Annotated in this window: 21 protein-coding genes; 2 read left to right on the top strand and 19 right to left on the bottom strand. The window is 65.0% G+C overall.

What is annotated here, in order from left to right:
* Positions 1 to 69: 69 nt before the first annotated feature.
* Entirely contained in the window at positions 70 to 654 is a 585-nt protein-coding gene (locus tag QGV55_RS12595) for a glutathione S-transferase family protein (RefSeq protein ID WP_281016433.1), read from the bottom strand.
* 161 nt (positions 655 to 815) lie between these two features.
* Positions 816 to 1760, bottom strand: a complete 945-nt coding sequence (locus tag QGV55_RS12590) for an NADP-dependent oxidoreductase (protein WP_281016434.1) — start codon at positions 1758 to 1760, stop codon at positions 816 to 818.
* 201 nt (positions 1761 to 1961) lie between these two features.
* Here QGV55_RS12590 and QGV55_RS12585 point away from each other — a divergent pair, with 201 nt between their 5' ends.
* Complete coding sequence (locus QGV55_RS12585; protein ID WP_281016435.1) at positions 1962 to 2756, top strand: DUF2189 domain-containing protein; 795 nt, start codon at positions 1962 to 1964, stop codon at positions 2754 to 2756.
* 26 nt (positions 2757 to 2782) lie between these two features.
* On the opposite strand, the gene QGV55_RS12580 is transcribed toward QGV55_RS12585, so the two are convergent.
* The 13 genes from QGV55_RS12580 to QGV55_RS12520 form a co-directional block, all read right to left on the bottom strand.
* Positions 2783 to 3124 carry a cupin domain-containing protein gene (locus QGV55_RS12580; RefSeq protein ID WP_281016436.1) on the bottom strand — a complete coding sequence of 114 codons (342 nt, stop codon included), beginning with the start codon at positions 3122 to 3124 and terminating at the stop codon, positions 2783 to 2785.
* Between the two features lie 16 nt (positions 3125 to 3140).
* Positions 3141 to 3812, bottom strand: a complete 672-nt coding sequence (locus tag QGV55_RS12575; protein ID WP_281016437.1) for an isochorismatase family cysteine hydrolase — start codon at positions 3810 to 3812, stop codon at positions 3141 to 3143.
* Positions 3812 to 5284 carry an ABC transporter ATP-binding protein gene (locus QGV55_RS12570; protein WP_348637698.1) on the bottom strand — a complete coding sequence of 491 codons (1473 nt, stop codon included), beginning with the start codon at positions 5282 to 5284 and terminating at the stop codon, positions 3812 to 3814. Before QGV55_RS12570 ends, QGV55_RS12575 begins: the two co-directional genes overlap by 1 nt.
* A 53-nt stretch (positions 5285 to 5337) precedes the next feature.
* On the bottom strand, positions 5338 to 6015 hold the full coding sequence (locus QGV55_RS12565; protein WP_281016439.1) for an isochorismatase family cysteine hydrolase: 678 nt from the start codon (positions 6013 to 6015) through the stop codon (positions 5338 to 5340).
* Positions 6012 to 7025, bottom strand: a complete 1014-nt coding sequence (locus tag QGV55_RS12560; RefSeq protein ID WP_281016440.1) for a formamidase — start codon at positions 7023 to 7025, stop codon at positions 6012 to 6014. The genes QGV55_RS12565 and QGV55_RS12560 overlap by 4 nt, the downstream gene beginning before the upstream one ends.
* A 10-nt stretch (positions 7026 to 7035) precedes the next feature.
* Positions 7036 to 7962 (bottom strand): ABC transporter permease, encoded by a 927-nt coding sequence (locus tag QGV55_RS12555; RefSeq protein WP_281016441.1) that lies wholly within the window; start codon positions 7960 to 7962, stop codon positions 7036 to 7038.
* A complete protein-coding gene (locus QGV55_RS12550; RefSeq protein ID WP_281016442.1) occupies positions 7959 to 9062 on the bottom strand; it encodes an ABC transporter permease in 1104 nt (367 codons plus the stop codon). The genes QGV55_RS12555 and QGV55_RS12550 overlap by 4 nt, the downstream gene beginning before the upstream one ends.
* 4 nt (positions 9063 to 9066) lie before the next feature.
* Positions 9067 to 10188 (bottom strand): BMP family ABC transporter substrate-binding protein, encoded by a 1122-nt coding sequence (locus QGV55_RS12545; RefSeq protein WP_281016443.1) that lies wholly within the window; start codon positions 10186 to 10188, stop codon positions 9067 to 9069.
* A 159-nt stretch (positions 10189 to 10347) separates the two neighbouring features.
* Entirely contained in the window at positions 10348 to 12138 is a 1791-nt protein-coding gene (gene atzF, locus QGV55_RS12540; RefSeq protein WP_281016444.1) for an allophanate hydrolase, read from the bottom strand.
* 20 nt (positions 12139 to 12158) lie between these two features.
* A complete protein-coding gene (locus QGV55_RS12535; protein WP_281016445.1) occupies positions 12159 to 13790 on the bottom strand; it encodes an ABC transporter ATP-binding protein in 1632 nt (543 codons plus the stop codon).
* A 3-nt stretch (positions 13791 to 13793) separates the two neighbouring features.
* Positions 13794 to 14657 carry an ABC transporter permease gene (locus QGV55_RS12530; protein ID WP_281016446.1) on the bottom strand — a complete coding sequence of 288 codons (864 nt, stop codon included), beginning with the start codon at positions 14655 to 14657 and terminating at the stop codon, positions 13794 to 13796.
* A complete protein-coding gene (locus QGV55_RS12525) occupies positions 14654 to 15679 on the bottom strand; it encodes an ABC transporter permease (RefSeq protein ID WP_281016447.1) in 1026 nt (341 codons plus the stop codon). The genes QGV55_RS12530 and QGV55_RS12525 overlap by 4 nt, the downstream gene beginning before the upstream one ends.
* 55 nt (positions 15680 to 15734) lie before the next feature.
* Positions 15735 to 17345 carry an ABC transporter substrate-binding protein gene (locus QGV55_RS12520; RefSeq protein ID WP_281016448.1) on the bottom strand — a complete coding sequence of 537 codons (1611 nt, stop codon included), beginning with the start codon at positions 17343 to 17345 and terminating at the stop codon, positions 15735 to 15737.
* A 126-nt stretch (positions 17346 to 17471) separates the two neighbouring features.
* On the opposite strand from QGV55_RS12520, the gene QGV55_RS12515 reads away from it, so the two are divergent.
* Positions 17472 to 18392, top strand: coding sequence for a LysR family transcriptional regulator (locus tag QGV55_RS12515; protein WP_281016449.1), 921 nt, complete (start codon positions 17472 to 17474; stop codon positions 18390 to 18392).
* A 15-nt stretch (positions 18393 to 18407) separates the two neighbouring features.
* On the opposite strand, the gene QGV55_RS12510 is transcribed toward QGV55_RS12515, so the two are convergent.
* The 4 genes from QGV55_RS12510 to QGV55_RS12495 form a co-directional block, all read right to left on the bottom strand.
* Positions 18408 to 19202, bottom strand: coding sequence for a heme ABC transporter ATP-binding protein (locus tag QGV55_RS12510; RefSeq protein ID WP_281016450.1), 795 nt, complete (start codon positions 19200 to 19202; stop codon positions 18408 to 18410).
* A 247-nt stretch (positions 19203 to 19449) separates the two neighbouring features.
* The gene (locus QGV55_RS12505; protein ID WP_281016451.1) at positions 19450 to 21201 is read right to left on the bottom strand and encodes a carbamoyltransferase C-terminal domain-containing protein; all 1752 of its coding nucleotides are present in this window, start codon (positions 21199 to 21201) and stop codon (positions 19450 to 19452) included.
* Positions 21198 to 22319 carry a glycosyltransferase gene (locus QGV55_RS12500; RefSeq protein WP_281016452.1) on the bottom strand — a complete coding sequence of 374 codons (1122 nt, stop codon included), beginning with the start codon at positions 22317 to 22319 and terminating at the stop codon, positions 21198 to 21200. Before QGV55_RS12500 ends, QGV55_RS12505 begins: the two co-directional genes overlap by 4 nt.
* Before the next feature lie 35 nt (positions 22320 to 22354).
* On the bottom strand, positions 22355 to 23743 hold the full coding sequence (locus QGV55_RS12495) for a hypothetical protein (protein ID WP_281016453.1): 1389 nt from the start codon (positions 23741 to 23743) through the stop codon (positions 22355 to 22357).
* Between the last annotated feature and the right edge of the window lie 213 nt (positions 23744 to 23956).

The raw sequence follows: 23956 nt of genomic DNA, 5'->3' as shown, positions 1-23956 counted from the left end.
CATGCCCTGCGTTCGCCCCGCCCGGCACCGCAATCCCGGACGGTCCGCCGGGACGAGGTCGCCCGGACTCTAGAAGACCGGGGCAGTCTCGGCGACGTCCTTGTTCTGCATCATGGCATCGTACCAGGCGGCGAGGCCCGGGCGGCCTTCGCGCCAGTTGTCGTCGGCTCCGCGCCAGTTGGCGTAACCCAGTGCCGAGACGGCAGCAATGGTCGCCAGGTTGAAGGCGGCGGGCTGGCCGGCCAGGCGGGTTTCCAGCGCATCGTAGCAGCGGGCGATGCGGTCGGTCTCCGTCTTCAGGACCGTGGGCGACGGTACCCCGTCCTCCGCCAGCCGTTCCTTGCTGCGCTTGTAGGTCGCGTCCATCAGCACGGACGCAATACCCTCGATCTCGAGCTGCTTTGGGGAATAGTCCATCAGCTTGTTGGGGGCCTGCGCGTCGATATAGCGGCCGATGATCAGGGTCTCGCAAAGGCAGGTGCCATCGTCCAGCAGCAGGCCGGGGATCTTGGCGCTGGGGCCGGCGGCGACCAGGACGTTGCGGGCCTCCGGATCCTTCGAGACGTCCAGTTCCTCGATATCCAGGCCAGAGAAACGCGCGGCCAGCAGGGCGCGGCGCCCGTAAGGTGAATTGTGGGCGTGCAAGAGTTTCAAGTCGGTCTCCCCGGTTTCATGTGCTGCGCCGCTGGCTGGTATTGCGGCGGATCAGCCGAAAATGCTTCTGCGTCGCACGATAGATCGGCATGCCCGCAACGCCAGCGGAAAATGGCGACCCGGGCGTGCAGGGCGGCAATGCCACCGGACGGCGGGGCAGCCTAGTCGAACGTGATCACCCAGCGACCCCGACTGCCCCCGGCTTCCAGTGCCGCGTGGGCCTTGCCGGCGTCTTCCGGCGCCACGGTGCAGGCGACGCGCAGGGTCAGCTTGCCGGCGTCGGCTAGCTGCCGCAGCTGATCGAGCTTCTCGTATTCGCAATCATAATTGCGCACCCAGGTCTGGGTGAAGCGGATGTCCCGCACGGCCTCCTCGGGGCTGAAGCCGCGGATGGCGGTGAACACGCCGCCATCCCGGATCGCCGGAATCGCCGCCGCGTTCAGCAGTGCGCCGTCGGCCAGCCCATCGACGCCTTCGGGGAAATGCTTGTGAACCTCGGCGGCGAAGTCATCGCTGCGGGGCACAATGATGTCCGCGCCCAGCGCGCGCAGCAGCGCCTCGTCCTTTGGTGCCGCATCGGCAATGACCGTCAGCCCCTCCGTCTTCGCCAACTGGATGACATAGCCGCCATAGGCACCTGGGCCGCCGGTCACCGCCAGCGTCTGGCCGGGTTCTAGCCCCATCAGGTCAAGAGACAGGCGTGCGGTCAGCCCGTTCATCGGCAGGGTGCAGGCTTCCGCATGACTGGTGTCCTTCGGGGCCGCCACCACCGCCCGCTGGTCCAGCACGATCTGTTCCCGATAGCCACCGTGGGTCGCATCCGGAACCACCATCGCCATGACCCGGTCGCCGACGCGCACGCCGGTGGTCACGCCCTCGCCGATCTGGTCAACGAACCCCGCGATATCCATACCGGGCACATAGGGCGGCGGATCCTTCTTCTGCATCTTGGCCCGGCCGCCATTGCGTCCGACAACGTCGGTCGGGTTCACGGCAGCGGCGTGAACACGTACCCGCACCTGTCCCGGTCCGGCATGCACCTCCGGCACGTCGACCACCTGCAACACTTCCGGTCCGCCATGAACCATCAATCCGACTGCGCGCATGTCCTGCCCCTGTATGTCTGATTCTTCCCCGACGGTAGAGGGTAGGCAGATCACGGTGGCGGCGCCAGCAGATCATCAGACAGCCCCGGTGACCGCGGGCGACGACGGGGAGGGACGCTTCGACTGGTCTTGCTGAATGAACCGAAGTATTCTTGCCCCGAATGCCTGCCTGAAGTCCTCACAAGAACAAGAAGTCGCAACATGCAAGCAGAACAGGAAACAGCCCCGGCCTCGGCGCCGGTTCATCTGGAGGTTGCTGCCGCAACATTCAGCGATGTCGGTGCGGCCGTGCGGGCCGGACTGCGCGATTTTGGCCGACGCCCCCTGCTCAGCCTCTTCTTCGGCCTCGTCTACGCGCTGTTCGGCGCGGCACTGATCGCCGGTCTTGCGGCCAACAACCAGATATGGATCGTCATCGCCGCCGCGGTCGGCTTTCCGCTGGTCGCGCCCTTCCTGGCCGCCGGGCTGTACGAGATGTCCCGGCGCCTGAAACGTGATGAGCCGTTCACCGCCAGTGACATCTTCGGCGCCATCTTCAGCCAGCAGCGGCGGGAGTTCGGCTGGATGTCGTTCGTTGTCCTGTTCGTCTTCTGGATCTGGGCCTATCAGGTGCGGCTGGTGCTGGCCCTGACCATGTCCAGCCAGGCCGTCCATTCGCTTGATCGTTTCCTGGGTGCACTGTTCACGACCAGTGAAGGCCTGACATTCCTGGCCGTGGGCACGGTGGTCGGGGCGGTGCTCGCGACCATCCTGTTCTCGATCACGGTGATCGCGATGCCGCTGCTGCTGGACAAGCGGGTCGATGTCGTCACCGCGATGATCACCAGCGTGAAGAGCGTGCTCCAGAGCCCGGCGGTCATGCTCGGCTGGGGCGCAATGGTGGGGGCGCTGACACTTGTCGCCATTGCACCGCTGTTCATCGGCGTGATCGTGATCTTCCCCGTGCTCGGACACGCAAGCTGGCACCTTTACGAACGGCTGGTGTCGGAGCAGTAAGCGGGACGGGTCGAGGGCTTGAAAGCCTACGACTTTGCCGCAAACTCGATCGGCTTCGCCCATTGCACCAGAACGACGCAGCCGTCCGTTGACCAGACATTGTGGCTGCTGCCTGCCGTGTTCACGATCAGGGTGCCTGTCGGATAGTGGCCGTTGTCGTCCGTCTGGCTGCCTTCCAGTACCAGCACGGTTTCCGGGGCCGGGTGGCGGTGGGCCGGGACGGTGGCGCCGGGCTGGTAGCGCAGCACGGCCAGCGCCGGTTCGCCCTCCAGGATCTTCGCGATCTCGATCCCTTCGCGGAACGGGGCGAAGTCGAGGCTGTTCCAGCCGCCGTTGAGCATGTCGGGCACATTGAAGGGAGCGGTCATCTCTGGACCTCCTGGGTCAGGACACGGGGGACAGGGCGCTGGCGATCAGCTCGACTGGAGCCGTCCATCCGACGATGGCCCCCTGCGCACGGATCATGTCGAGGGTCGCGCGCTTGAACTCCGGAAAGTAGCTGGCCGTGGCGTCCTCCGCCAGCAGGCAATCGAAGCCCCGGTCGTTGGCCTCCCGCATCGTGGTCTGGACGCAGACCTCCGTCGTGACACCCGCAAGGATCAGTTGCGTGATCCCGCGTTCCGCCAGCAGGTCGCCGAGGCCGGTGGCGTAGAAGGCACCCTTGCCGGGCTTGTCGATGACAGTTTCGTCGGGCAGGGCGGCTAGTTCGGAAACGATCTCCGCCCCCGGCTCGCCCGCGATCAGGATGCGGCCCATCGGGCCCGGATCGCCGATGCGCAGTGCCGGATCGCCCCGGTCCCGCTTGGCGGGCGGACAGTCGGAGAGGTCGGGCCGGTGGCATTCGCGGGTATGGATGATGGTCAGCCCGGCGGCACGGGCAGCATCCAGCAGGGCGCGCACGGTGGGGACGATGGCCTGCACCAGCGTAACGTCGTTGCCGAGCGCGGCGCCGAAGCCCCCCGGCTCCAGGAAATCGCGCTGCATGTCGATGACGATCAGTGCCGAGCGGGCCGGATCGAGCGGGAATTCAAACGGCTCTGCCGCAATCATCTTCATCAGGCGTGTCCTGCCATGTGCTGGCCGATGACGGCGATATCGGCCTCCGCCGCCGGGGTTTCGTGAACGATGCTGCCCTCCGACATCACCAGCACCCGGTCGGAGAGTTCCAGGATCTCGTCCAGGTCCTCGCTGAGCAGCAGGACCGCCGCACCGGCATTGCGGGCGGCGACGATGCGGGAGCGGATGGCGGCCACGGCGGAGAAATCCAGACCGAAGCAGGGGTTGGAGACCAGCAGCAGATCCACGTCCCCCGTCAGTTCCCGGCCCAGCACCGCACGCTGCACGTTGCCGCCCGACAGGGTCTGGATCGGGCTGTCGAGGGATGCCGTCTTGACCTGGAACCCCGCCACCAGCTCCGCCGCGCGCCGACGCATCGCCTTGCGGTCGAGCCAGAAGCGGTGGCCATCATCCGGCGTCGTGTCGAAGGTGCGGAAGGCCAGGTTCTCGGCCACACTCATGCGCGGGGCGCAGGCATTGCGCAGTGGTTCCTCCGGCAGGCAACGGACCCTGTGGGTCTGGGATTCCTCCCGGGTCGCGTGAAACGGGGCACCCGCGACCTCGATCCGGCCATCGGAGACGGGGCGCTGTCCGGTCAGGATCTCCATCAGTTCCATCTGGCCATTGCCCGAGACACCGGCGATACCGACGATCTCCCCGCTGTGCACGGTCAGACCGTCGATCCGGATCGGCAGCAGGCCGGAGCGGTCCAGTGCCCTGATGCCGGACAGTTGCAGGACCGGCGCGCCGCGCTCTCCGGCCCGGTCCACGTCGCGCGCCGGCGGCTGGCCGCCGACCATCATTGCCGCCATGTCATCGTGACTGAGGTCCGCCACCTTGCCGCCGCCCGCATATCTGCCGCGCCGCAGGACGCTGACATCGTCGGCGAAGGCAGTCACTTCCCGGAACTTGTGGCTGATCATCAGCACGGTCAGTGCACCGGACTCGGTCAGTTGCCGGACGTGCCCCAGCACCTCGTCCGCCTCCGCCGGGGTCAGGACGGAGGTGGGCTCGTCGAGGATCAGGAAGCGTCGTCCCAGATAGAGCTGCTTCAGGATCTCCAGCTTCTGCTTCTCACCGGCGGCGAGGCGGCTGACCGGCTGGTCCAGCGGCACGGTGAAGGGCATGCGCTCCATGAACTCCGACAGGGCCGCATGTTCCTTGCGCCAGTCGATGATGCCGGGGGTGTCGTCGCGGCTGATCACCAGGTTCTCCGCCGCCGTCAGGGCCGGGACCAGGGTGAAATGCTGGTAGACCATGCCCAGACCCAGCGCATGTGCGGCCTTCGGGTCGGGCACGTCGACTTCCCTGCCGGCCACCATCATCGCGCCGGCGGTCGCGTGATAGAATCCCATCATGCATTTCACCAGCGTGGACTTGCCCGCACCATTCTCCCCCAGCAGGGCATGGAAGGAGCCGGGACGGACGCGGATCGACACGTCGTCCAGCGCCGTGAACGACCCGAACCGCATGGTCAGGCCGACCGTCTCCACCCCCACGGCGGGGCTTCTGTCGGACGGGGTGGTCACGGCAGCTGGCTGATGAAGGTGGCGCTGTCCGAGACCGAGCCGAACACGCCGCCCTGCATCTTCACCATCTTGATGGCGGCGTCGTGATTGCCCTTGTCGGTGGCGCCGCAGCAATCCTCCAGCAGCAGGCATTCGAAGCCCCGGTCGTTCGCTTCCCGCATCGTGGTATGGACGCAGACATCGGTGGTGATACCGCTGAGCACGATGTTCTCGATCCCCTTGGTGCGCAGCATCAGCTCCAGATCCGTGGCGCAGAAGCTGCCCTTGCCGGGCTTGTCGATGATGGCCTCGCCGGGAGCCGGGGCAAGTTCGGAGATGATGTCCCAGCCCGGCTCCCCGCGCACCAGAATGCGGCCGCACGGGCCGGGGTCGCCGATCCCGGCGCCGATCTGCTGCGAACGCCAGCGCTTGTTGGCGGGCAGGTCGGACAGGTCCGGGCGATGCCCCTCCCGCGTGTGCATGATGTGATAGCCCTTGGCCCGCATCGCCGCCATGGTGGCCTTGATCGGTTCGATGGGCGCGCGGGTCAGCGACAGGTCATAGCCCATCTTGTCGACGTAGCCGCCTTCACCGCAGAAGTCGGTCTGCATGTCGATGACGATCAGGACCGTGTTCTCCGGCCTCAGATCGCCGTTGTAGGGCCAGGGATAGGGATCGGCCTTGATGGTGCTCATTCTGCAGCCTCCAGCTTGCGGACATAGGTGCGGGTCGGTGCGTCGAAGCCGCAGCTCGTCCCGTCGGTGATCGCCACCTCTTCTTCCCACGGCAGGCGATAGCGCCCGGCGGCGAGGTCGGTCATGTAGGTATAGGGGCAGTCCTGTGCGCCGCCCTTCACCGCGACATAGCCGCGATGGCCGAACTGGTAGATGTTGTTCTCCACCCCCCAGCCCGTGCGCGCTTCCCGCACCAGGTCGGGGCGCACCTCCGCCGTGATGATCTCGTCGGCCCGGCCCGTGGTGCCATGTGCCAGTACCGTGCCGTCGAAGTTGACGATCATGCCCTCGCCCATGCTGTCGAAGGTGCCGTCGGAACCGCACATGCAGACATTCGCCGTCACCATCAGGTTGCAGAAGGCGTTGGACTGGTTGGTGAAGCGCCAGCTCTCGCGGATCGGCGCGGTATAGCCGGCGGTGCGGATCATGATCTCCGCGCCCTTGTAGGCGCATTCCCGCGCCATCTCCGGGAACATGCCGTCATGGCAGATGATCAGCGCGATGCGCGATCCGTTCGGGCCATCGATGACCGGAATACCGAGGTCGCCCGGCTCCCACGGTTCCACCGGCACCCAGGGATGCAACTTGCGGTAATAGAGCTGCATCTCCCCCTGGTCATCGATGATGATGCCGACGTTGTAGGGCATGCCGCCGGGGTTCAGCTCCATGATGGAGAAGCAGCCCCAGATGCTGTTGTCGATGCAGGCCTGGCGGAAGGCCGCGACCTCCGGCCCGTCCAGGCGGCACATGATTTCCGGGTTCGTGTCCATGCTGAGGCCGTGCAGCGCGTACTCGGGGAACACGACGAGATCCATGTTTGCTGAATTGCGCCGCGCCTTGCCCACCATCTCGACGATCCGCGCTGTCTGTGCCGCCAGATCATCCGGTGTCTCCACCACGGGCAACTGCAACTGCACCATACCGATGACGACGCCGTTCGCCGACTTGTTCAGCCCACCAAGTCCGTTCATTGCGAGACTCCTACTTCGTGATGCTCAGTTCGCCGGGTGCGCTTTCCAGCGCCCGGTTGGGGGAGGATGTGGCGATCAGCAGGCCCAGGGTCAGCACATAGGGGGCAGCATAGAACAGGTAGTAGCCGGAGCTGATGCCCACGGACTGCAGTGCCGGACCCAGCGCCCCGGCGCCGCCGAACAGCAGCGCCGCCCAGAAGCAGTTTACCGGCGACCAGCGCGCGAAGATGACCAGCGCCACCGCCATCAGGCCCTGACCGGACGACAGCCCCTCGTTCCAGCTGCCGGGGTAGTAGAGCGACAGATAGGCGCCGCCGACGCCGGCCAGCGCGCCGCCCGCACCCGTGGCCAGCAGACGCACGACATTGGGGTTCAGGCCCATGGAGCGGGCCGCGTCGGTGCTGTCGCCCACGACACGCACGATCAGCCCGATGCGGGTGGTGCGGAACATCCAGCCCATGGCAACCGTCAGCACGATGCCGATCAGGAACAGCACGTTGACCTGCAGCGCCGCCTGCACCTGGGAGATGTCCGACCACCAGCCGAAGGAGATGGCCGGCAGGTCCGGGGCCTGCGGCTGCACGAAGGGCTTGCCGAAGAAGAAGGCGAGGCCCATGCCGAGCAGCATCAGGGCGATGCCGATGGCAATGTCATTGACCTTCGGCAGCTTGCAGACCCAGCCGTGAAAGAAGCCGAACAGCATCCCCGCGAGCGCGGCGGCGAGGACGCCGATCCATGCGGAGCCGCTTTCGTAGGCGACGGCGTAGCCCGACATGGCGCCGAAGACCAGCGTCCCCTCCAGCCCCAGATTGATGCGCCCCGAGCGTTCCGTCAGGCATTCGCCCAGCGACACGAACAGGAAGGGCGTGGAGACCCGGATGGCGCCGCCGATCATGGCCAGCGGGACGGCCCAGAGGCCGAGATCGGTCTCGTTCATGGCTGTTCCTCCGCCCTTGGCGTGAAGATGCGGAAGCGACCGTAGAGGGTCTCCGATACCAGGATGGCGACGAAGACGATCCCCTCCAGCACCAGAATGGTTGCGTCCGGCAGGTCCATGCGGCGCTGGATCAGGCCGGATGACGCCTCGAAACCGCTGAGCAGGATGGCCACCGGAATGATGGCAAGCGGGTTATGACGTGCCAGAAAGGCAATCAGGATGCCGGTATAGCCATAGCCGCTGACCAGCGAGCCATTGGCGGAACCGTGGATCGCCGAGACCTCGAAGAAACCCGCCAGCCCGGCGCAGGCCCCGCCCGCCGCCGTGAAACAGATGATCAGCCGCCCGACGGGCAGCCCCTGAACCTGGGCGGCGCGAATGTTGCCACCCGCGATCCGGGCAGCGAAGCCCCAGGTCGTCCGCTCGATCAGCACCCAGGCGACGATGCAGGCAACGATGCCCGCGACGAAGCCCCAGTGCACGTCCATGCCTGGCAGATCCCCCACACGCAGCGCCGGGTCGAGTGGCGCGGTGGAGGGCTTGTTGAGACTTGCGGGGTCCCGGAACGGTCCTTCCACCAGATGGTTCAGCAGGGCGATGGCGATATAGGCCATCAGCAGCGACGAGATGGTTTCGTTCACACCCCGCCTGATGCGCAGGGCACCGACGGCCCCGATCCAGAGCCCGCCGATCAGCATTGCGGCGAGCATCATGAGTGGGATGCCGATGGCGGTCGGCGCACCCGAGAGCGCTGTCCCGACCACGGCAGCCGCGAGGCCACCGAGAACGACGGCCCCCTCGCCGCCGATCACCACCAGTCCCAGCCTTGCGGGCAGAGCCACGCACAAGGCTGTAAGCAACAGCGGCGCGACCCGTGACAGGGTATTCTGCCACGAGAACGCCGTGCCGAACCCGGCCTTGTAGACCAGGCCGAAGAAGTCCACCGGCGACTTGCCGAGCAACACCAGGAACACGGAGAAGGCGAGCAGGCCGCCAAGCAGGGCCCCGATCGGAATGATCAGGGGCTCCAGCCGTGGCGCGATGTCCGCGAATCCACGACGTTCAGGTGCACGAAGCTCTGTCGAGGTGCCGGTGGACATCGGATCAGGAAGTCGAGCCGATCACGCCCTCGACCAGGTAGTCCATGCTCTCCAGCGCAATATCATCCTCGGCGAAGGCCTTGCCGGCGGGGGCAATGACATTGCCCTTGTTGTCGTTGATCGGTCCCTTGATGATCAGGAACCCGCCCTTCATGATCTCCGCCTTGGCCGCCTCGAACTGGTTGCGGGCGGTGTCGGAAACCGCCGGACCCAGCGGGCTCATCTTGACGAAGCCATCCGACAGTCCACCCCGGACGAAGTTGTCGATGGTGCCGCCGCTCATCATGGTCTTGACCATGCCGGTATAGACATTGGCCCAGTTCCATTCGGCACCGGTGAGATATTTCGCGGGCGCCAGCGGGCTCTGGTCGGCGTGATAGCCACAGACGAACGCGCCGCGACCGGCAGCGGTCTCCACCACTACCTTCGGGCCATCGACGTGGCAGGTGATGACATCGCAGCCCTGGTCGGCGAGGGCATTGGTGGCCTCTGCCTCCTTCACCGCCAGCGACCATTCGCCGGTGAAGATGACCTGGCAGGTGATGGTCGGGTCCACGGCGCGGGCACCCAGCAGGAAGGAGTTGATGTTCATCAGCACCTGCGGGATCGGCTTGGCCGCAACGAAGCCGATCTTCTTGGACTTCGTGGCGTGGCCCGCGGTGATGCCGTTCAGGTACTGGCCGAGACCGATGTAGCCGAAATATGAACCGGCGTTCTTCGGATGCTTGTCCGCGGACCAGAGGCCGCCCGCGTGCTGGAACCGGACATCCGGGTGCTTCGGCGCGACCGCCAGGATATGCGGATCGAAATAGCCGAAGGAGGTCGGGAACATCAGCGATGCACCGTCGAAGTTGATCATGGATTCCATGGACTTCTGGACGGCGACGGTCTCGGGGACGTTCTCTTCCTCGACCACGGTGACGCCCGCCATCTCCTTGACGGCGGCGGCCCCTTCGGCGTGGGCCTGATTGTAGCCGAAGTCATCCTTCGGCCCGACGTAGATGAAGCCGACGGTCAGGTCAGCGGCATGTGCGGCACCGAAGGGCAGGGCGCTCGCGGCGGCAAGCGCGCCTGTTGCGGCACCGGCCTTGAGAAGGCTGCGACGTGAGATGGTTCTGCGGTTCATGAGTGTCTCCTGGCCCTGGATTCGGAAAGGGGTTCCTGCCCCGCCACATCTGTCTTGGGGCTGCATCGATTGCGGATGAAGAAAGGATAGGTGAGGTGGTGGGTGTCGTCTTTTGCTATTAATTCCTCGGATGTGTTCATTTTCTGCACCGGTCTGGACTCAGCGTCCTGCAGCGAGGTGGCCACGCCATCCAGCCGCCGCGTCAAGTTCCCGCGCACCGGCCAGCCCATGGGTTTCACAGAGAAACCCGGTCACCGACTCGCCGTCGGACAGCGTGAGTGTGCCGAGGCCGAGCGGGGCGGGGATGCCGGCCAGGAAGCTGCCGACTTCCGTCATCGGCAGGGCCCAGACCTCGACAGGCACGGAACCTCCGCCTGCCGGGTCGCGTACCAGTCCGGGTCTTTCAGGCGGGCCGCCATTCAGCGCGTAGAGGCGGTAGTCCCCGGCGGTCGTGGTGGCGCGCAGGAACCGCCCCCCCCGGGATGTGAGCTGACCATTCAGCGGCAGACCGGCCATATGGGCGCCGCAGACCGCGATGGCCATCTCGTCCGGGCCGGGGCGGGGTGCGTGAACGCCCGGTGTCGGGCGGCTGTGTGCCGTTGCACCGACTTTCCCCGACCGCTCCAGTGCGAGTGCCACGGACGCCAGCCAGCCATCCCGTCCTGCCTGTGCCAGCAGGGTGACGCTGCCCGGCCGACCGTCCGTGCGCGGCGCCGTCGGAACGGCAATGCCGCAGAGGTCCATCAGGTTGACGAAGTTGGTGTAGGTGCCAAGCCGGGCGTTCGGACCAATGGGGTCCCGGGTCAGGTCCGCCACGGAATAGAAGGTCGGGATGGTGGGAACACACAGCAGATCAACGCTCGCCACCATCGGATCGGCAATGGCCCGCAGTTCCTTCAGGCGATAGATGCCCCGGAAGGCGTCCGTTGCCGACTGGGTCTCCGCCACCTGGATGATCTGGCGCGTCACCGGATGGACGGCTTCCGGGGCGGAGGCCAGCAGATCCTCGATGACCGCGTGCCGCTCCGCCACCCATGCCCCGTCGTAGAGCAGTCGGGCAATGTCATGGAACGGCGTGAAGTCGAGCGGGACCAGCTCCGCCCCGGCCTTCTCCAGACGGTCCAGGTCCGACATGTAGGACGCCTGCTGCAGGGCGTCACCGAAGAATTCAAGGGTGGCCGCATCCGGCACACCGACGCGAAAGCTGTCCGGCAGGGGGGTCAGCGGCGCGACGCTGACGGGGCGGGAATAGGCGTCACTTGCGTCAGGGGCGGCGACCGCTTCCAGGACGGCGTGCGCGTCCTCCACTGTCAGGGCGAAGATCGAGATCGTGTCGAGGGTCCGGCAGGCCGGCACCAGGCCGCTGGCGGAGATGGCACCCAGTGTCGGCTTCAGTCCGACAATGTTGTTCAGCGCAGCCGGCACGCGTCCCGATCCCGCCGTGTCGGTGCCGAGGGAAAAGCAGACCATGCCGTGCGCCACCGCGACGGCGGAACCGCTGGACGATCCGCCGGGCACGATTGCCGGGTCGACGGCGTTTCGGGGGACCGGGTAGGGGGTGCGGACCCCCACCAGGCCGGTCGCGAACTGGTCCAGATTGGTCTTGCCGATGGGCAGCGCCCCCGCGGCTCTCAGGCGCGCGACGGAGACCGCATCCTGTTTGGCGCGGTAGGAATACGCCGGGCAGGCGGCGGTGGTCTCGTGCCCGGCGACGTCGATATTGTCCTTGATCGCGAAGGGAATGCCCCAGAGCGGCAGGGAACGATCCATGCCTGCCAGCGCATCGACGGTGGCCAGCACCTCCGTCCGGTCGAACAGGTCGATGAAGATGCCCGGATCATCGACCTCGGCGATGCGTCGGTAGACTTCCTCGATGACTGCCACCGGGCTGACGCCATCGGCATAGGCCGATCGAAGAGACGGCAGCGTGAAGGGCAGATCATCAAGCATGGGTGTCTCCTGACAGGCCGTCACAGCCCCTGTTCTTCTTGCTGGAGTGCGGGAGGCTGCGGCGCGGCGGCCACCAGCGTTCGTGTGTAGTCGGTTGCCGGATTGCGCATCACCTGCTCTGCCGGGCCCTGTTCGACGATGGAACCGCCCTGCATCACGATCACCTGGTCGCACAGCAGGCGGACGACGTTCAGGTCATGGCTGACGAACAGGTAGCTGATGCCCAGCCGTGCCTGCAGGTCGATCAGCAGGTTCAGCACGACGGCCTGGATCGAGACATCCAGCGCCGCCGTGGGTTCGTCCAGGATCAGCAGGTCCGGGTCCAGCGCGATGGCCCGCGCGATGCCGACCCGCGCCTTCTGGCCGCCCGAAAGCTGGTGCGGAAACCGGTCCAGCAGGGGCAGCGGCAGGCCGACCAGATCGGCGAGTTCCGCGATCCGTTCATCACTTGCCCCGTCACCCAGTCGCCGAAGCGGTTCGGCGATGGACTGGCGGGAGGTGTGGCGGGGGTTGAGACTGTTGGTGGCATCCTGAAACACCATCTGGATGCGGGCGCGACGCGGGTCCCGGGCAAAGCGGCTGGCCGGTGTTGCAGCGAGGTCCTCGCCACGGAAGATGATCTGGCCACTGGTCGGGTCCAGCAGCCGCACGACCATCGATGAGGTGGTGGACTTGCCACAGCCGGATTCGCCGACCAGCCCCAGGGTCTGGCCCTTGTTGATGGTGAAGGAGACATCGCGGACCGCATGGACGGGGCCTGAGCGGGAGGGGAAGGTCTTGACGAGGTTCCGCACCTCCAGCAGTGGTTCATCCTCTACCCGACGTTCCGGCAGCGGGGTTCGGGCCTCCACCGGCAACAGCTCCCGGATCTGCGCGCCCAGCCGGGGCGTGGCGTCTATCAGACGGCGGGTGTAGGGGTGGTCGGGGGTGGTGAACAGGCTGAGCGGTGTGCCGCGTTCCACCACCTCGCCGTCGCGCATCACCATGATCCGGTCGCAATAGCCCGATGCGAGGCCCAGGTCGTGCGTGATCAGGATAGCGCTCATTCCCCGGTCGCGGATCAGGTCTGCCACCAGGTCCATCACCGCCTTCTGGGTGGTGATGTCCAGCCCCGTTGTCGGCTCGTCCATGATCAGCAGCTTCGGATCACAGGCCAGCGCCAGGGCGATGACGACACGCTGGCACATGCCGCCGGACAGTTCGAACGGATAGGCATCCACCCGCGCGGCGGCATCGCGGATGCGCACGGCCTCCAGCGCCCTGATTGCCTCCGCCCGCGCCGTGGTCCGCGTGGCGCGGGCATGGCGGCGCAGCACGTCGCCGATCTGGTCACCGACCCGACGGATCGGGTTCAGCGCGGCGCGCGGGTTCTGGAAGATCATGGAGATCTCCCGCCCCCGGATGTTGCCCATCTGGGTCTCCGTGGGATCGCTCAGGTCGACGCCGCCATAGCGCACCGTGCCGTCGGTTACCTGCCCGCCGGCCTCAAGCAGGCGCATGATCGAATAGGCGGTCACCGACTTGCCGGAACCGGACTCGCCGACGACGCCCAGGATCTCGCCGCTTGCGACGTCCAGGCTGACACCCTTCAGGGCATCGACGGGACCCCGGCGGGTCTGGAAGCGGACTGCGAGATTGGTGACTGACAGCATGGCTCAGGTCCGCTGCCGGGGATCGACGATGTCGCGCAGACCATCGCCCATCAGGTTGAAGGTGAAGACGGCGAACATCAGGGCCAGGCCGGGGAAGACAGCCAGCCACCATTCGCCGGAGACGATGAAGTTCGCCCCCTCCGCCACCATGATGCCCCACTCCGCGGTCGGCGGGCGCACACCGAGGCCGATGAAGCTGAGACCGGCTGCGTTCAGGATCGCCCAGCCCAGGTTCAGGGACATCTGCACCATCATCGGCGGCAGGGCGTTGGGGAAGATGTGCATGGCCAGCACGCGGATGTCGGAGTTGCCCGCCAGCTTGGCCGCGTGGACGAAGCCTGCCTCGCGCCGGATGTTGACCTCCGCCCGGACGAGGCGGGCGTAGAAGGGCGTATTGATGACCGCGGTGGCATAGACGATGTTCTCCACCGTGTTGCCGAGTGCGGCGACGATGCCCATGGCCAGCACGAACAGCGGAAACGCCATGATCGTGTCCATCACCCGGTTCAGCACGGCATCGAGCCAGCCGCCCCAGTACCCCGCAGCCGCCCCCAGGATCGACCCGGCCATCAGCGACAGGGTGACGGCGGAGATGGAGATCATCAGGTCCAGCCGGGTGGCGATGACGACGCGGCTGAAGACATCGCGACCCAGGTTGTCGGTGCCGAACCAGTGTTCCCAGCTTGGCGGCTGCAGGGCATTCGCGGCCTCGGACGCGAGCGGATCGTAGGGCACCAGAAGGGGGCCAAGCACTGCCGCGATGATCAGGATGGCGAACATCACGAACGACAGCAGCGTCACCGGATTGCCGCGCAGGACGTAGCCGATGTGGCTGAAGGTGCCGGGGGAAGCGGTCGTGACGCTCATGACGCTTCGAACCCGATACGGGGGTCGATCAGCGTGTAGGTCACGTCGATCACCAGGTTCAGCGCCACGAACAGGAAGGCCATGGCCAGCACAAAGCCTTGCACTGCCGCATAGTCGGAGACCACCAGCGCCTCCACCGCGTAGGTCCCGATGCCGGGCCAGGCGAAGACCTTCTCCACCAGCACGTTCGCGCCAAGCGTGAAGGAGAAGACCATACCCAGCGTGGTCACCACCGGCAGCAGCGCGTTGCGGAAGGCATAGGTGTAGCGAACGGTGCGACCGGTCAGTCCGGCGGCGCGGGCGGTTCGGACGAAATCGGCGGAGAGCGCACCCAGCATTGCCGCGCGGGTCATGCGCGCGATGGGGGCGAGGGTGAACAGCGCCAGGGTGATCGCGGGCAGGACGAGCTGTCTCAGGGCGGCGAGGAAGGTCTCGCCGTCGCCCGCCAGCGCGGAATCGATCAGATAGAAGCCTGTGATCCGATCCGGTTCGATATAGATGAAGTCCAACCGGCCCAGCGGCGATGGGGCGATGCCGAGCAGGTAATAGAAGAGGTAGATCAGCACGACGCCGGTGAAGAAGGTCGGCAGCGAGACACCGGCGGTCACCAGCACCCGGCAGGCATGGTCGATCAGCGATCCGGGCCGCGTTGCGGCCATGACGCCCAGCGGGATCGCGATGGCACAGGACAGCAGCAACGCCACCAGCGTGAGCTCCAGGGAGGCGGGCAGGCGGCTGGCGAGATCGGCGATCACCGGCTGGCCGGTGGAGATGGACTCGCCGAAGTCACCGCTCAACAGGTCACCGACATAGATCAGGAACTGCTGCGGCAGCGGCAGATCCAGTCCCAGTGTCTTGCGGATTTCCGCGATGGATGCCGCATCGGCAGCGGCCCCGGCGAAATAGACCGCCGGGTCGCCGGGCAGGGCCCGTGTCAGGACGAAGCCGATGATGACAACGCCGATGACAACGGGGATCGCCTGCGCCATGCGGAACAGGATGCCCTTCAGGCGCGGTGACATTGCGCTGCCTCCGTCCGTGGACATCCTGTGCCGGTATCGCGGCCGGGGTTCATGTTCAGCCCTTGGCCAGCTTGCGGGCATCGAGCTGGCGATGGAACCAGTACTCGTAGCCGGTCGCACCATTGGTCGCCACGTTCAGGGCGGGCTGCCACAGCGGGATGCGGGGCAGATCCTCGAACGCGATCTCGAACATGCGCTTCACCTTGGGCGCGTAGTCGGGGTCATCGACGGGCAGATGCAGGGTCTCGTCCACCAGCGTCTCGATCTCCTCGTTGCGGTAGTTGGAGGAGTTGAAGAGATGCCCGTCCTTGTAGGCCCAGAAGAAGTAGTAGCAGGGGTAGTTCAGCCAGCCGCCGAAGCCTTCCAGATGCAGCGGCAGACGCTTCTCCACCAGGGACGCGGTGCGCCAGTTGGCGCCGGGGATCTTGTCGATCTCCGACTTGATGCCCAGCTTCGCCAGGCTCTCCTGGATCAGCAGCGCGGTCGGTTCCATCCAGTCGGTCTGGCCCAGGCTGATGGAGAAGGGCACCTCGAAGCCCTTGGCGAAGGCTGACTTCTCCAGGTGCTCGCGCGCCTTGTCCATGTCGGTGCTGTAGGGGGACTTGCGCGGCCAGTCGATGCTGTCGATGTCGGCGCTGCCGCCCCACATCGGATTGCCGCGCCCGTAGGCGGCAGCCTGGAAGATTTCCTCGTAGGGAATGGCATAGGCGAGCGCCTTGCGCACGTCCGGGTCCTGGAACGGCTCGAACTTGTGGTTCACGCCGACGACGTAGATCGAGTTCTCGATGGGCGTCGAGAAGACCTTCACGTCGCCGCTGAGTTCCTTCGCATCCTTGTTGGGGATGTTGAAGGAAAGCTGGGCGTCGCCACGGGTGATCAGGGCGCGACGGGTGGCCTGGCTCGGTACCTCGCGCAGCACCAGCCGCTTGATGCCGGGCAGGGGGCCACCGGTCCAGGCGTCGTTGCGTTCATAGACCAGCTGCTGACCCGGATCCCAGCGCACCACCTTGTAGGCGCCGGAACCGATGGTGTTCTTGTGGACATATTCCATGGCCCAGGGGTCATCGGCGGTCGCATTGGCCTTGGCGATGCGGGAGTTCAGGATATAGGGGACCGGCACGGCCAGATCGGGCAGCGTCAGCTTCGACGACCGATCCAGCGTGATGACAAAGGTCTCGTCATCGACTGCCGTGAACTGGTCGGGGCGGACCAGCCCGCCGGCCTTCATCTGCACGGTGGGGAAGCCACCCGCCGAAACGGCGCGGTCGAAGGACCATTTGACGTCCTCCGCCGTTACCCTGGAGCCGTCCTGGAAGACCGCCTTCGGGTTCAGCTTGAAGGTCATCGTCAGGCCGTCGTCGGAGATGGTCCAGCTTTCCGCCAGCTCCGGTTCGATCTTCGAATAGTCGTAGGACAGCCCGCCGTCCGGCGTGGTCTTGGTGCCGAAGGACACCAGCCGGTCGTAGCAGTTCACCGCGACCTGATAGCTGGGTCGGTTGGTGCCCGTGCGGTGGATGTCGAGGGAGTTGATGGTCTGCCCATGCACTCCGACGATCACGTCGTCCGTTGCCGCGGCTGCGGGCAGGACCTTCAGGAACGGCAGGATGCCGGCACCCAGAACACCGCCACCGCCGATTTTCAGTAGTTCGCGCCTTGTCAGGGTCATGCCCTCGTCTCCTTGCCAGGTCAGGAATGCTGCACTGCAGAAACGCTAGGAGTTTAGGGTATGTCATTCTATTGCTATTAATTCACAGAACCGGTTCAATAAATGAACCACTCGGGAGCAATCGCGATGCGCCATCTGCAGACCTTCCGCCTGATCGAGGCCGTCATGCGGGCTGGATCGATCCGCAAGGCCGCGGAGGATGTGAACATCACAGCCTCTGCCCTGAACCGGCGCATCCGGCGGTTCGAGGATGAATTCGGCTACGAGATCTTCGAGCGGCTGCCGCGGGGGGTGCGCCTCAACCCGGCCGGGGAACTGCTGATCCAGCACATCCGGTCCCAGGTATCCGATCTGGTGCGGGTGCAGTCGCAGGTGGCCGACCTGGCCGGGGTCAGGCGCGGTCACGTGTCGATAGCCTGTTCGCAGGCACTGCTGCCCTATTTCCTGCCGGCACAGATCGCGGCCTACCGCCATGAACATCCCGGCGTGACCTTCGAGGTCAAGGTGCGCGACCGGGAGGCGGCGGAACGTGACCTGAGTACCTTCAGCAGCGACCTTGCGCTGGTGTTCGAGCCGGTGGTGCTGGTGGATTTCGAGGTTCTGAGCTCGATCCCGCAGCAGATTCAGGTGGTGATGGCTGCAGACAATCCGCTGGCAGAGAAGGATGAACTGAGGCTGCGCGACTGCCTGGATTGTCCGCACGTGCTGCCCACCGCCGAGTATGGGGTGCGGCATCTGCTGGACCAGGCGTCACGACGCGGCACGCGACGGCTGTCGCCCATCGTGGAGGCGGAGTCCTTCGACTTCATGCGCCACTATGTGCTGCACGAGAAGGCCGTGGCGTTCCAGATTCCGATTGGCCTGGATGCCGGGCCGCAGCATGGGCTGGCCATTCGCCCGCTCTCCACCCGCGACGTGCCTGTCGGTCACCTGCTGCTCGGCCAGGTGCGGGGCCGGACCCTGCCGATTGCCTCTGCCCTGTTCGCGCGGCAGCTGGCGCAGGATCTGGAAACCCAGGTGTCCCAGTCCGTGGCGGACACCAACTGACAGGCGTGTCTGGCACTATTCCGCCGGGACCAGCAGGTCGTGCACGTAGTCGGGGTGGGAGATCCGGCGCATCGGAATGCCATAGACCCTCGAAAGCCGTTCCGGGGTAAGCGCTTCATCGGTCGGACCTGCCGCAACGATCTGCCCCGCCTGCATCAGGACAATCTGGTCCGAATAGGCGATGGCGAGGTTCGGGTCATGCAGGACGATCACCACACCGAGCCCGCCCCTTGCCAGTTTCCGGGCATGGCGCAGGACAACATGCTGGTGCGAGAGGTCGAGGTTGTTGGTGGGTTCATCCAGGAACAGCAGTTGTGGCGCGGCGCCCGACGGACGCCAGGGGAGCAACTGGCAGAGGGTGCGGGCGAGGTGCACCCGCTGTTTCTCGCCGCCGGAGAGGGTGAGGAAACTTCGGTCCGCCAGATGTTCGACATTGGCGATCTGCATGGCTTCAGCGACGGCCATCAGGTCGGTCCGGCGCGTCGAGCGACCGGCATGCGGGATGCGGCCCAGCCTGACGACGTCCGTGACGGAACTGCCGAAGGCGAGCTGTCCCTCCTGCCCCAGCACCGCCCTGTGCAGGGCCAGCTCGGATGCCGTGTAGTCGCTGAGGTCACGACCGTTGAACAGGACGCGACCCCGATCGGGGCGCATGGTCCCGGACAGGCAGCGCAGCAGCGTGGACTTGCCCGCGCCGTTGGGACCGAGGATGGTCGTTACCTCCCCCGCGCGGATGCCGAGGTCGGCATTGTCGATCAGCATCTTGCAGTCGCGCCGGATGCAAAGGCCCGCCACCTCGATGACCCGCATCAAAGGATCCCCCGTCGGCGGCAGAGCAGCCAGATGAAGAACGGGCCACCTGCCAGGCTCATGACCACGCCGATGGGCAGGACCACGCGGGACGGTGGGCCTCGGCAGGAATTACGTCAGTGGGGGTGGGGAAAGGGGCCGGCGGAGATCGACTGGCAGGCTGTCGGGAGCGTGTGAATCAACGCCCCGCCCTGCATCGGGTCAGGACCCGCTGTCCTTGCGCGGCCCGCCGTCAATCGATGTCGGATCAGGCGTCGCGCTGGCGTTCGATGATGGTGTCGCCCAGCACCAGAACATCCATGTCGGTGCGCAGGAAGCAGTCCAGCGCTTCCTGCGGGCGGCAGACCACCGGCTCGTTCTCGTTGAACGAGGTATTCAGCAGGATCGGCACACCGGTCAGGTCACCGAAGGCGGAAATCAGCGCGTGGTAGCGCGGGTTGGCCGACTGATGCACGGTCTGCAGCCGCCCGGAGCCGTCGACATGGGTCACAGCCGGGATCTCGCTGCGCTTCGGTTCGCGGATCTGGAAGACCTGCATCATGAAGGGGACGTTGTCGTCCTCCTCGAACCAGTCCGGGACATGCTCTGACAGGATCGAGGGCGCGAAGGGGCGGAAGCTCTCCCGCTTCTTGATCTTGGCGTTCAGCACCGCCTTCATGTCGCCTCGGCGCGGGTCGCAGAGGATGGAGCGGTTGCCCAGCGCCCGCGGCCCCCATTCCAGCCGACCCTGGAACCAGCCGATGACCTTGCCATCGGCGATGGCCTTCGCGGTCCGGGTACAGAGGTCGCTTTCCCGGTCATGGGTCGTGACGCTGCAACCGGCGGCCGAGATGGCGTCCCTGTTGTCGTCCAGTACGCCCTTCACCGCCGCCGCATCGTAGTCGGGACCCCAGTAGGCGTGATCCATGACGAAGCTGCGTGGCGCCCCGGTGTCATGCCAGGCGGCATAGGCGGCACCGATGGCACCCCCGGCATCGCCCGCTGCGGACTGGATATAGACCTTCTCGTAGGCTGTCTGACGACGCACCTTGCCGTTGGCGACGGAGTTCATGGCGCAGCCACCGGCCAGGCACAGGGTCTTCAGACCGTGGCGCGGCTGCAGTGTGTTGAGCATGTTGAAGAAGGCTTCCTCGTACATCGCCTGTACCGAGCGGGCGATGTCATAGTGCCGCTGGCCGATCTCCGCCTTCGGCTCCCGGGCCGGGCCCAGCAGTCCCTCCAGAGCGTCGGAGAACAGGGTGCCGACTTCCGGGATGCCGGATTTCCACTCATATTGCACGCCTTCCTTGTGGTGACGGAAATACCGCAGGTCGAGCTGGTAGCCGCCATCAGACTGCAGCTTCACGATCTGGCGCATCTCGTTCATCAGGTCCGGCTTGCCGTAGGGGGCCAGGCCCATGACCTTGTACTCGTCGCCATAGTGCCGGAAGCCGAGAAACTGGGTCAGCGCCTGATAGAAGATGCCCAGCGAATGGGGGAAATAGACCTTCCCCTCCATGCTGATCTCCGTACCGCGCCCGATCCCCCAGGCACCGCTGGAAAAGTCGCCGAACCCGTCCACGGAAATGACGGTCGCCTCCTCGAACGGAGAGACGTGGAAGGCGGACGAAAGATGCGCGCGGTGGTGTTCGATATTGCGGATCTCGCCGGTGAACGTCTCTCCCGGAAAGGCTTCATCGATCAGTTCAGGCAGGCTGCGTCGGGCATGGCGGTTGCGGATGCGGTCGAGCACCAGACTCAGATCGGGACGCTTGCGCAGCACATAGCCGATCTTGCGCGGCAGACTCGCGCGACTGTCCTGGTTGACGGCCAGCACATCGACATCGCCAAGTCCCAGACCCGCTTCGTCCAGGCAATAGCGGATGGATTCGGACGGGAACCCCGCCCAGTGCTTGATCCGGCGGAGGCGTTCCTCCTCCAGCGCGGCGACCAGCTTGCCGTCACGGATCAGACAGGCGGAGCTGTCCCCGTGAAAGGCGTTCACGCCAAGGATGATCATGCAACTCTTCCTGTCTTGAATCCGGCCTGAACGGAGGAATAGAGATCGAGAAACCGCATTGCCACCGATTCCCAACTGTATTGCGTGCGAACCAGATCATGGCCCCGGCCGCCCATGGCGATCCTCGCCGCATCGGATAGGGCGGTTGCCGCGGATATGCCGTCGGTGAGGCCCGCGACACTGACAGGCACGCGCCAGCCGCAGTCGATCCGTTCGAGGTCGGGCCACGGTACGGCCTGGGTCGTCAGCACCGGCAGGCTGTGGGCAAGCGCCTCCGCCACCACCATCCCGAAGCTTTCCGAGTGGCTGGGCAGCACGAAGAGGTCGGCGGCACGCAGCAGTTCCGTCTTGGCGTCGCCATCAACCGCGCCGATCAGCCTGACGCAGTCGTCCAGGGCATGCTTTGCAATCAGGTCCTGCAGCACCGCGCGATAGCCGTCCTCATCCGGTCCGGCGATCTCGAACACCCAGCCATCAGGCCGTACGGCGTTCCAGGCCTCCAGTGCCAGCGGCAGTCCCTTGACCGGGTGCAGGCGCCCCAGGAAGACAGCCTTCCGCGGTGCTGTCCGGGCTGCTGTCCCGGGTGAGGGAGCTTCGGTCGGCAGGTCGGCCCCGTTGGGGATCAGCGCGGCCGTGTGTCCGAGGTTCAGTGCGGCGACGTGGCCTGCCTCCTCCGGCGATGTCGCGTGGATGGCGGTGGCGCGCATCAGGTCCCGGCGCTGGTAAAGCTGCCAGGCGACCTTCTTGCGCCAGTACTTGTGGCGCATTGCCCAGGGGGCGAGCATGCCACGGGTGCTGACCACGACCGGTTTCCCGGCCTGCCGCGCATGACGGCTGATGGCGTGATTGTGGGACCACCACAGGCCGCTGTCATGAAAGACGTCGACCTCTCCGAATGTCTCGAGCGCCGTCGGCAGGGCCCCGTCGAGCCGGGACAGCCGGTCATCACCCTGACCTTCGGCGACCTGGATGACGTCGGAGCCAACGGCGCTGCCATCCGGTGCCCAGAGACCGACCTGTGCACCCGCATCGGCCAGCGCCCGGCCGAGCCTGGAAACCGAGTAGGCCGGACCTCCATAGCTGCGGTCGAAACTGCCCGACGACATGAAGATGCGCATCAGCTGCAGTCAGCCGGGTCGATGACGCCGAAGGTCTAGATGCGCCACTTCAGAACCTTGTAGGCAAAGACGTAGAACATCGCGACCAGAGCTCCTGACTTGACGATGTGGTTCAGCACGATGGCGCTCTCGGTCTCGGCCTTGGTCGCCTGCAGGAATATCAGGGGTATCCAGAAGATTACCGTGGGAAATCTTCGGGCAATGATGACGATCGTCTTCAGGATCAGGCCATAGAATGTGCCAAAGAATCCCATGAAGATGATGCCGTAGTAGCCAAAATTGACCCAGGCCTCGCCCACGACGCTGATGCCGAAAGAGGTGTCGCTGGAAACCTTCAGCCCGGTGTACCTCTCGAATCCGTCAGATACCTTGATGTCGCGCTTCTCGAACAGGAATCTCGGCAGAAGACTTTCCTGGAATGCGCGCACAATTGTCTCTCCGTTCTCGAATTCGCGAACCGAGGGGACATAGTTCATCGCGGCGCTGATGATCCATCCCTGATTCAGGCGGGCATTCAGCTGTCCATAGTCGGTGCTTGTCGACGAGAATGCGGAATTCTGGAAGAGGGAATTCTCCACCATGGCGTCCATTAGTGAAAAGATTCCGGCACTACCGGGATCTTGAATGATGCGGAGACGATATTCGGACTTGGCTGCCTGAAGCTGCGCCACAAGCAGTACACTCAGGACCAGAACAGCAAGCTTCGTGGTAAAATTCAGCCGTAGTTCTGCGCAGATATAAGACGCGATAAGTGCGGACCAGAGCAGGAAAATGTGAAAAAGGCTGTAATCGAGCGAATTCATTCCCTGAAGAAGAAACGCAGTAATCAGGCATACCCAGCGGAATCGCATCCCGAGAACCATCATGTAGATGGCGCCAATAAATGCAAATTGAGAGAACAGGAAAATGAAAAATCGAAGAGAAAATGGGAGACTTGATACGGATAGCTGTGTAATGGCTCCAATCGCAAAAATATAGTAAATATTTCTCGAACTCAGAAGCGACGTATTGACGATATAATTTCGAATTTGAAAGATGCTGATCTTGGGCGCGAAAAAACGAATTGCAAATACGAGCAGGAACAACGACGGAACGATGTAGAGGGAGTAGGTTTCCTCGTCAACGTACATTCTGTACTTGTAAGTAACGGCATCGTGGTAATAGGCCAGATAGGGTCCGACAATCCACTGTGCGGTGGCAATCATCGAAACCACGGCGCCAATGGCGACTTCCTTACCTGTTGTATCGATGAACCAGTAAAGCGAGTAGGCGAAGAGACCAAGGCCGAGTGCCATCAGGATTTCGACACCGGACATCAGCGCGACAAGCGCGACCGCTGCGCCAACCACCAGATCGGCATAGCCGGATGTACGATGCGAAGCCAGGTCACCGTCTGAACCGTGATAATTCTCAACTGCCGTCATGCAACTGCTTTCGATCAATGCCAGAAGGTGGTGATGGTCAAGGCATCGGCCATTGTCCTGGGGGCACCGGGCACCCCTGTCCGGGCCGGTGTTCGCCAGATGCCCTTTGGAGATAGCCACGCCTGTCAGCCCACATGTCGTAGTGGCTTGCCAGTGCTTGGAAATCAACGCAAGTCATTTTGTCTTCAATCCCTGTGTGACCAGGGCATGGAT

This window comes from Minwuia sp. IMCC3009 (genome assembly GCF_029909415.1).
Taxonomy (GTDB): Bacteria; Pseudomonadota; Alphaproteobacteria; order Minwuiales; family Minwuiaceae; genus Minwuia.
Note: the sequence above shows the minus strand (reverse complement) of the source record. Positions and strands in the feature narration are given on the sequence as shown.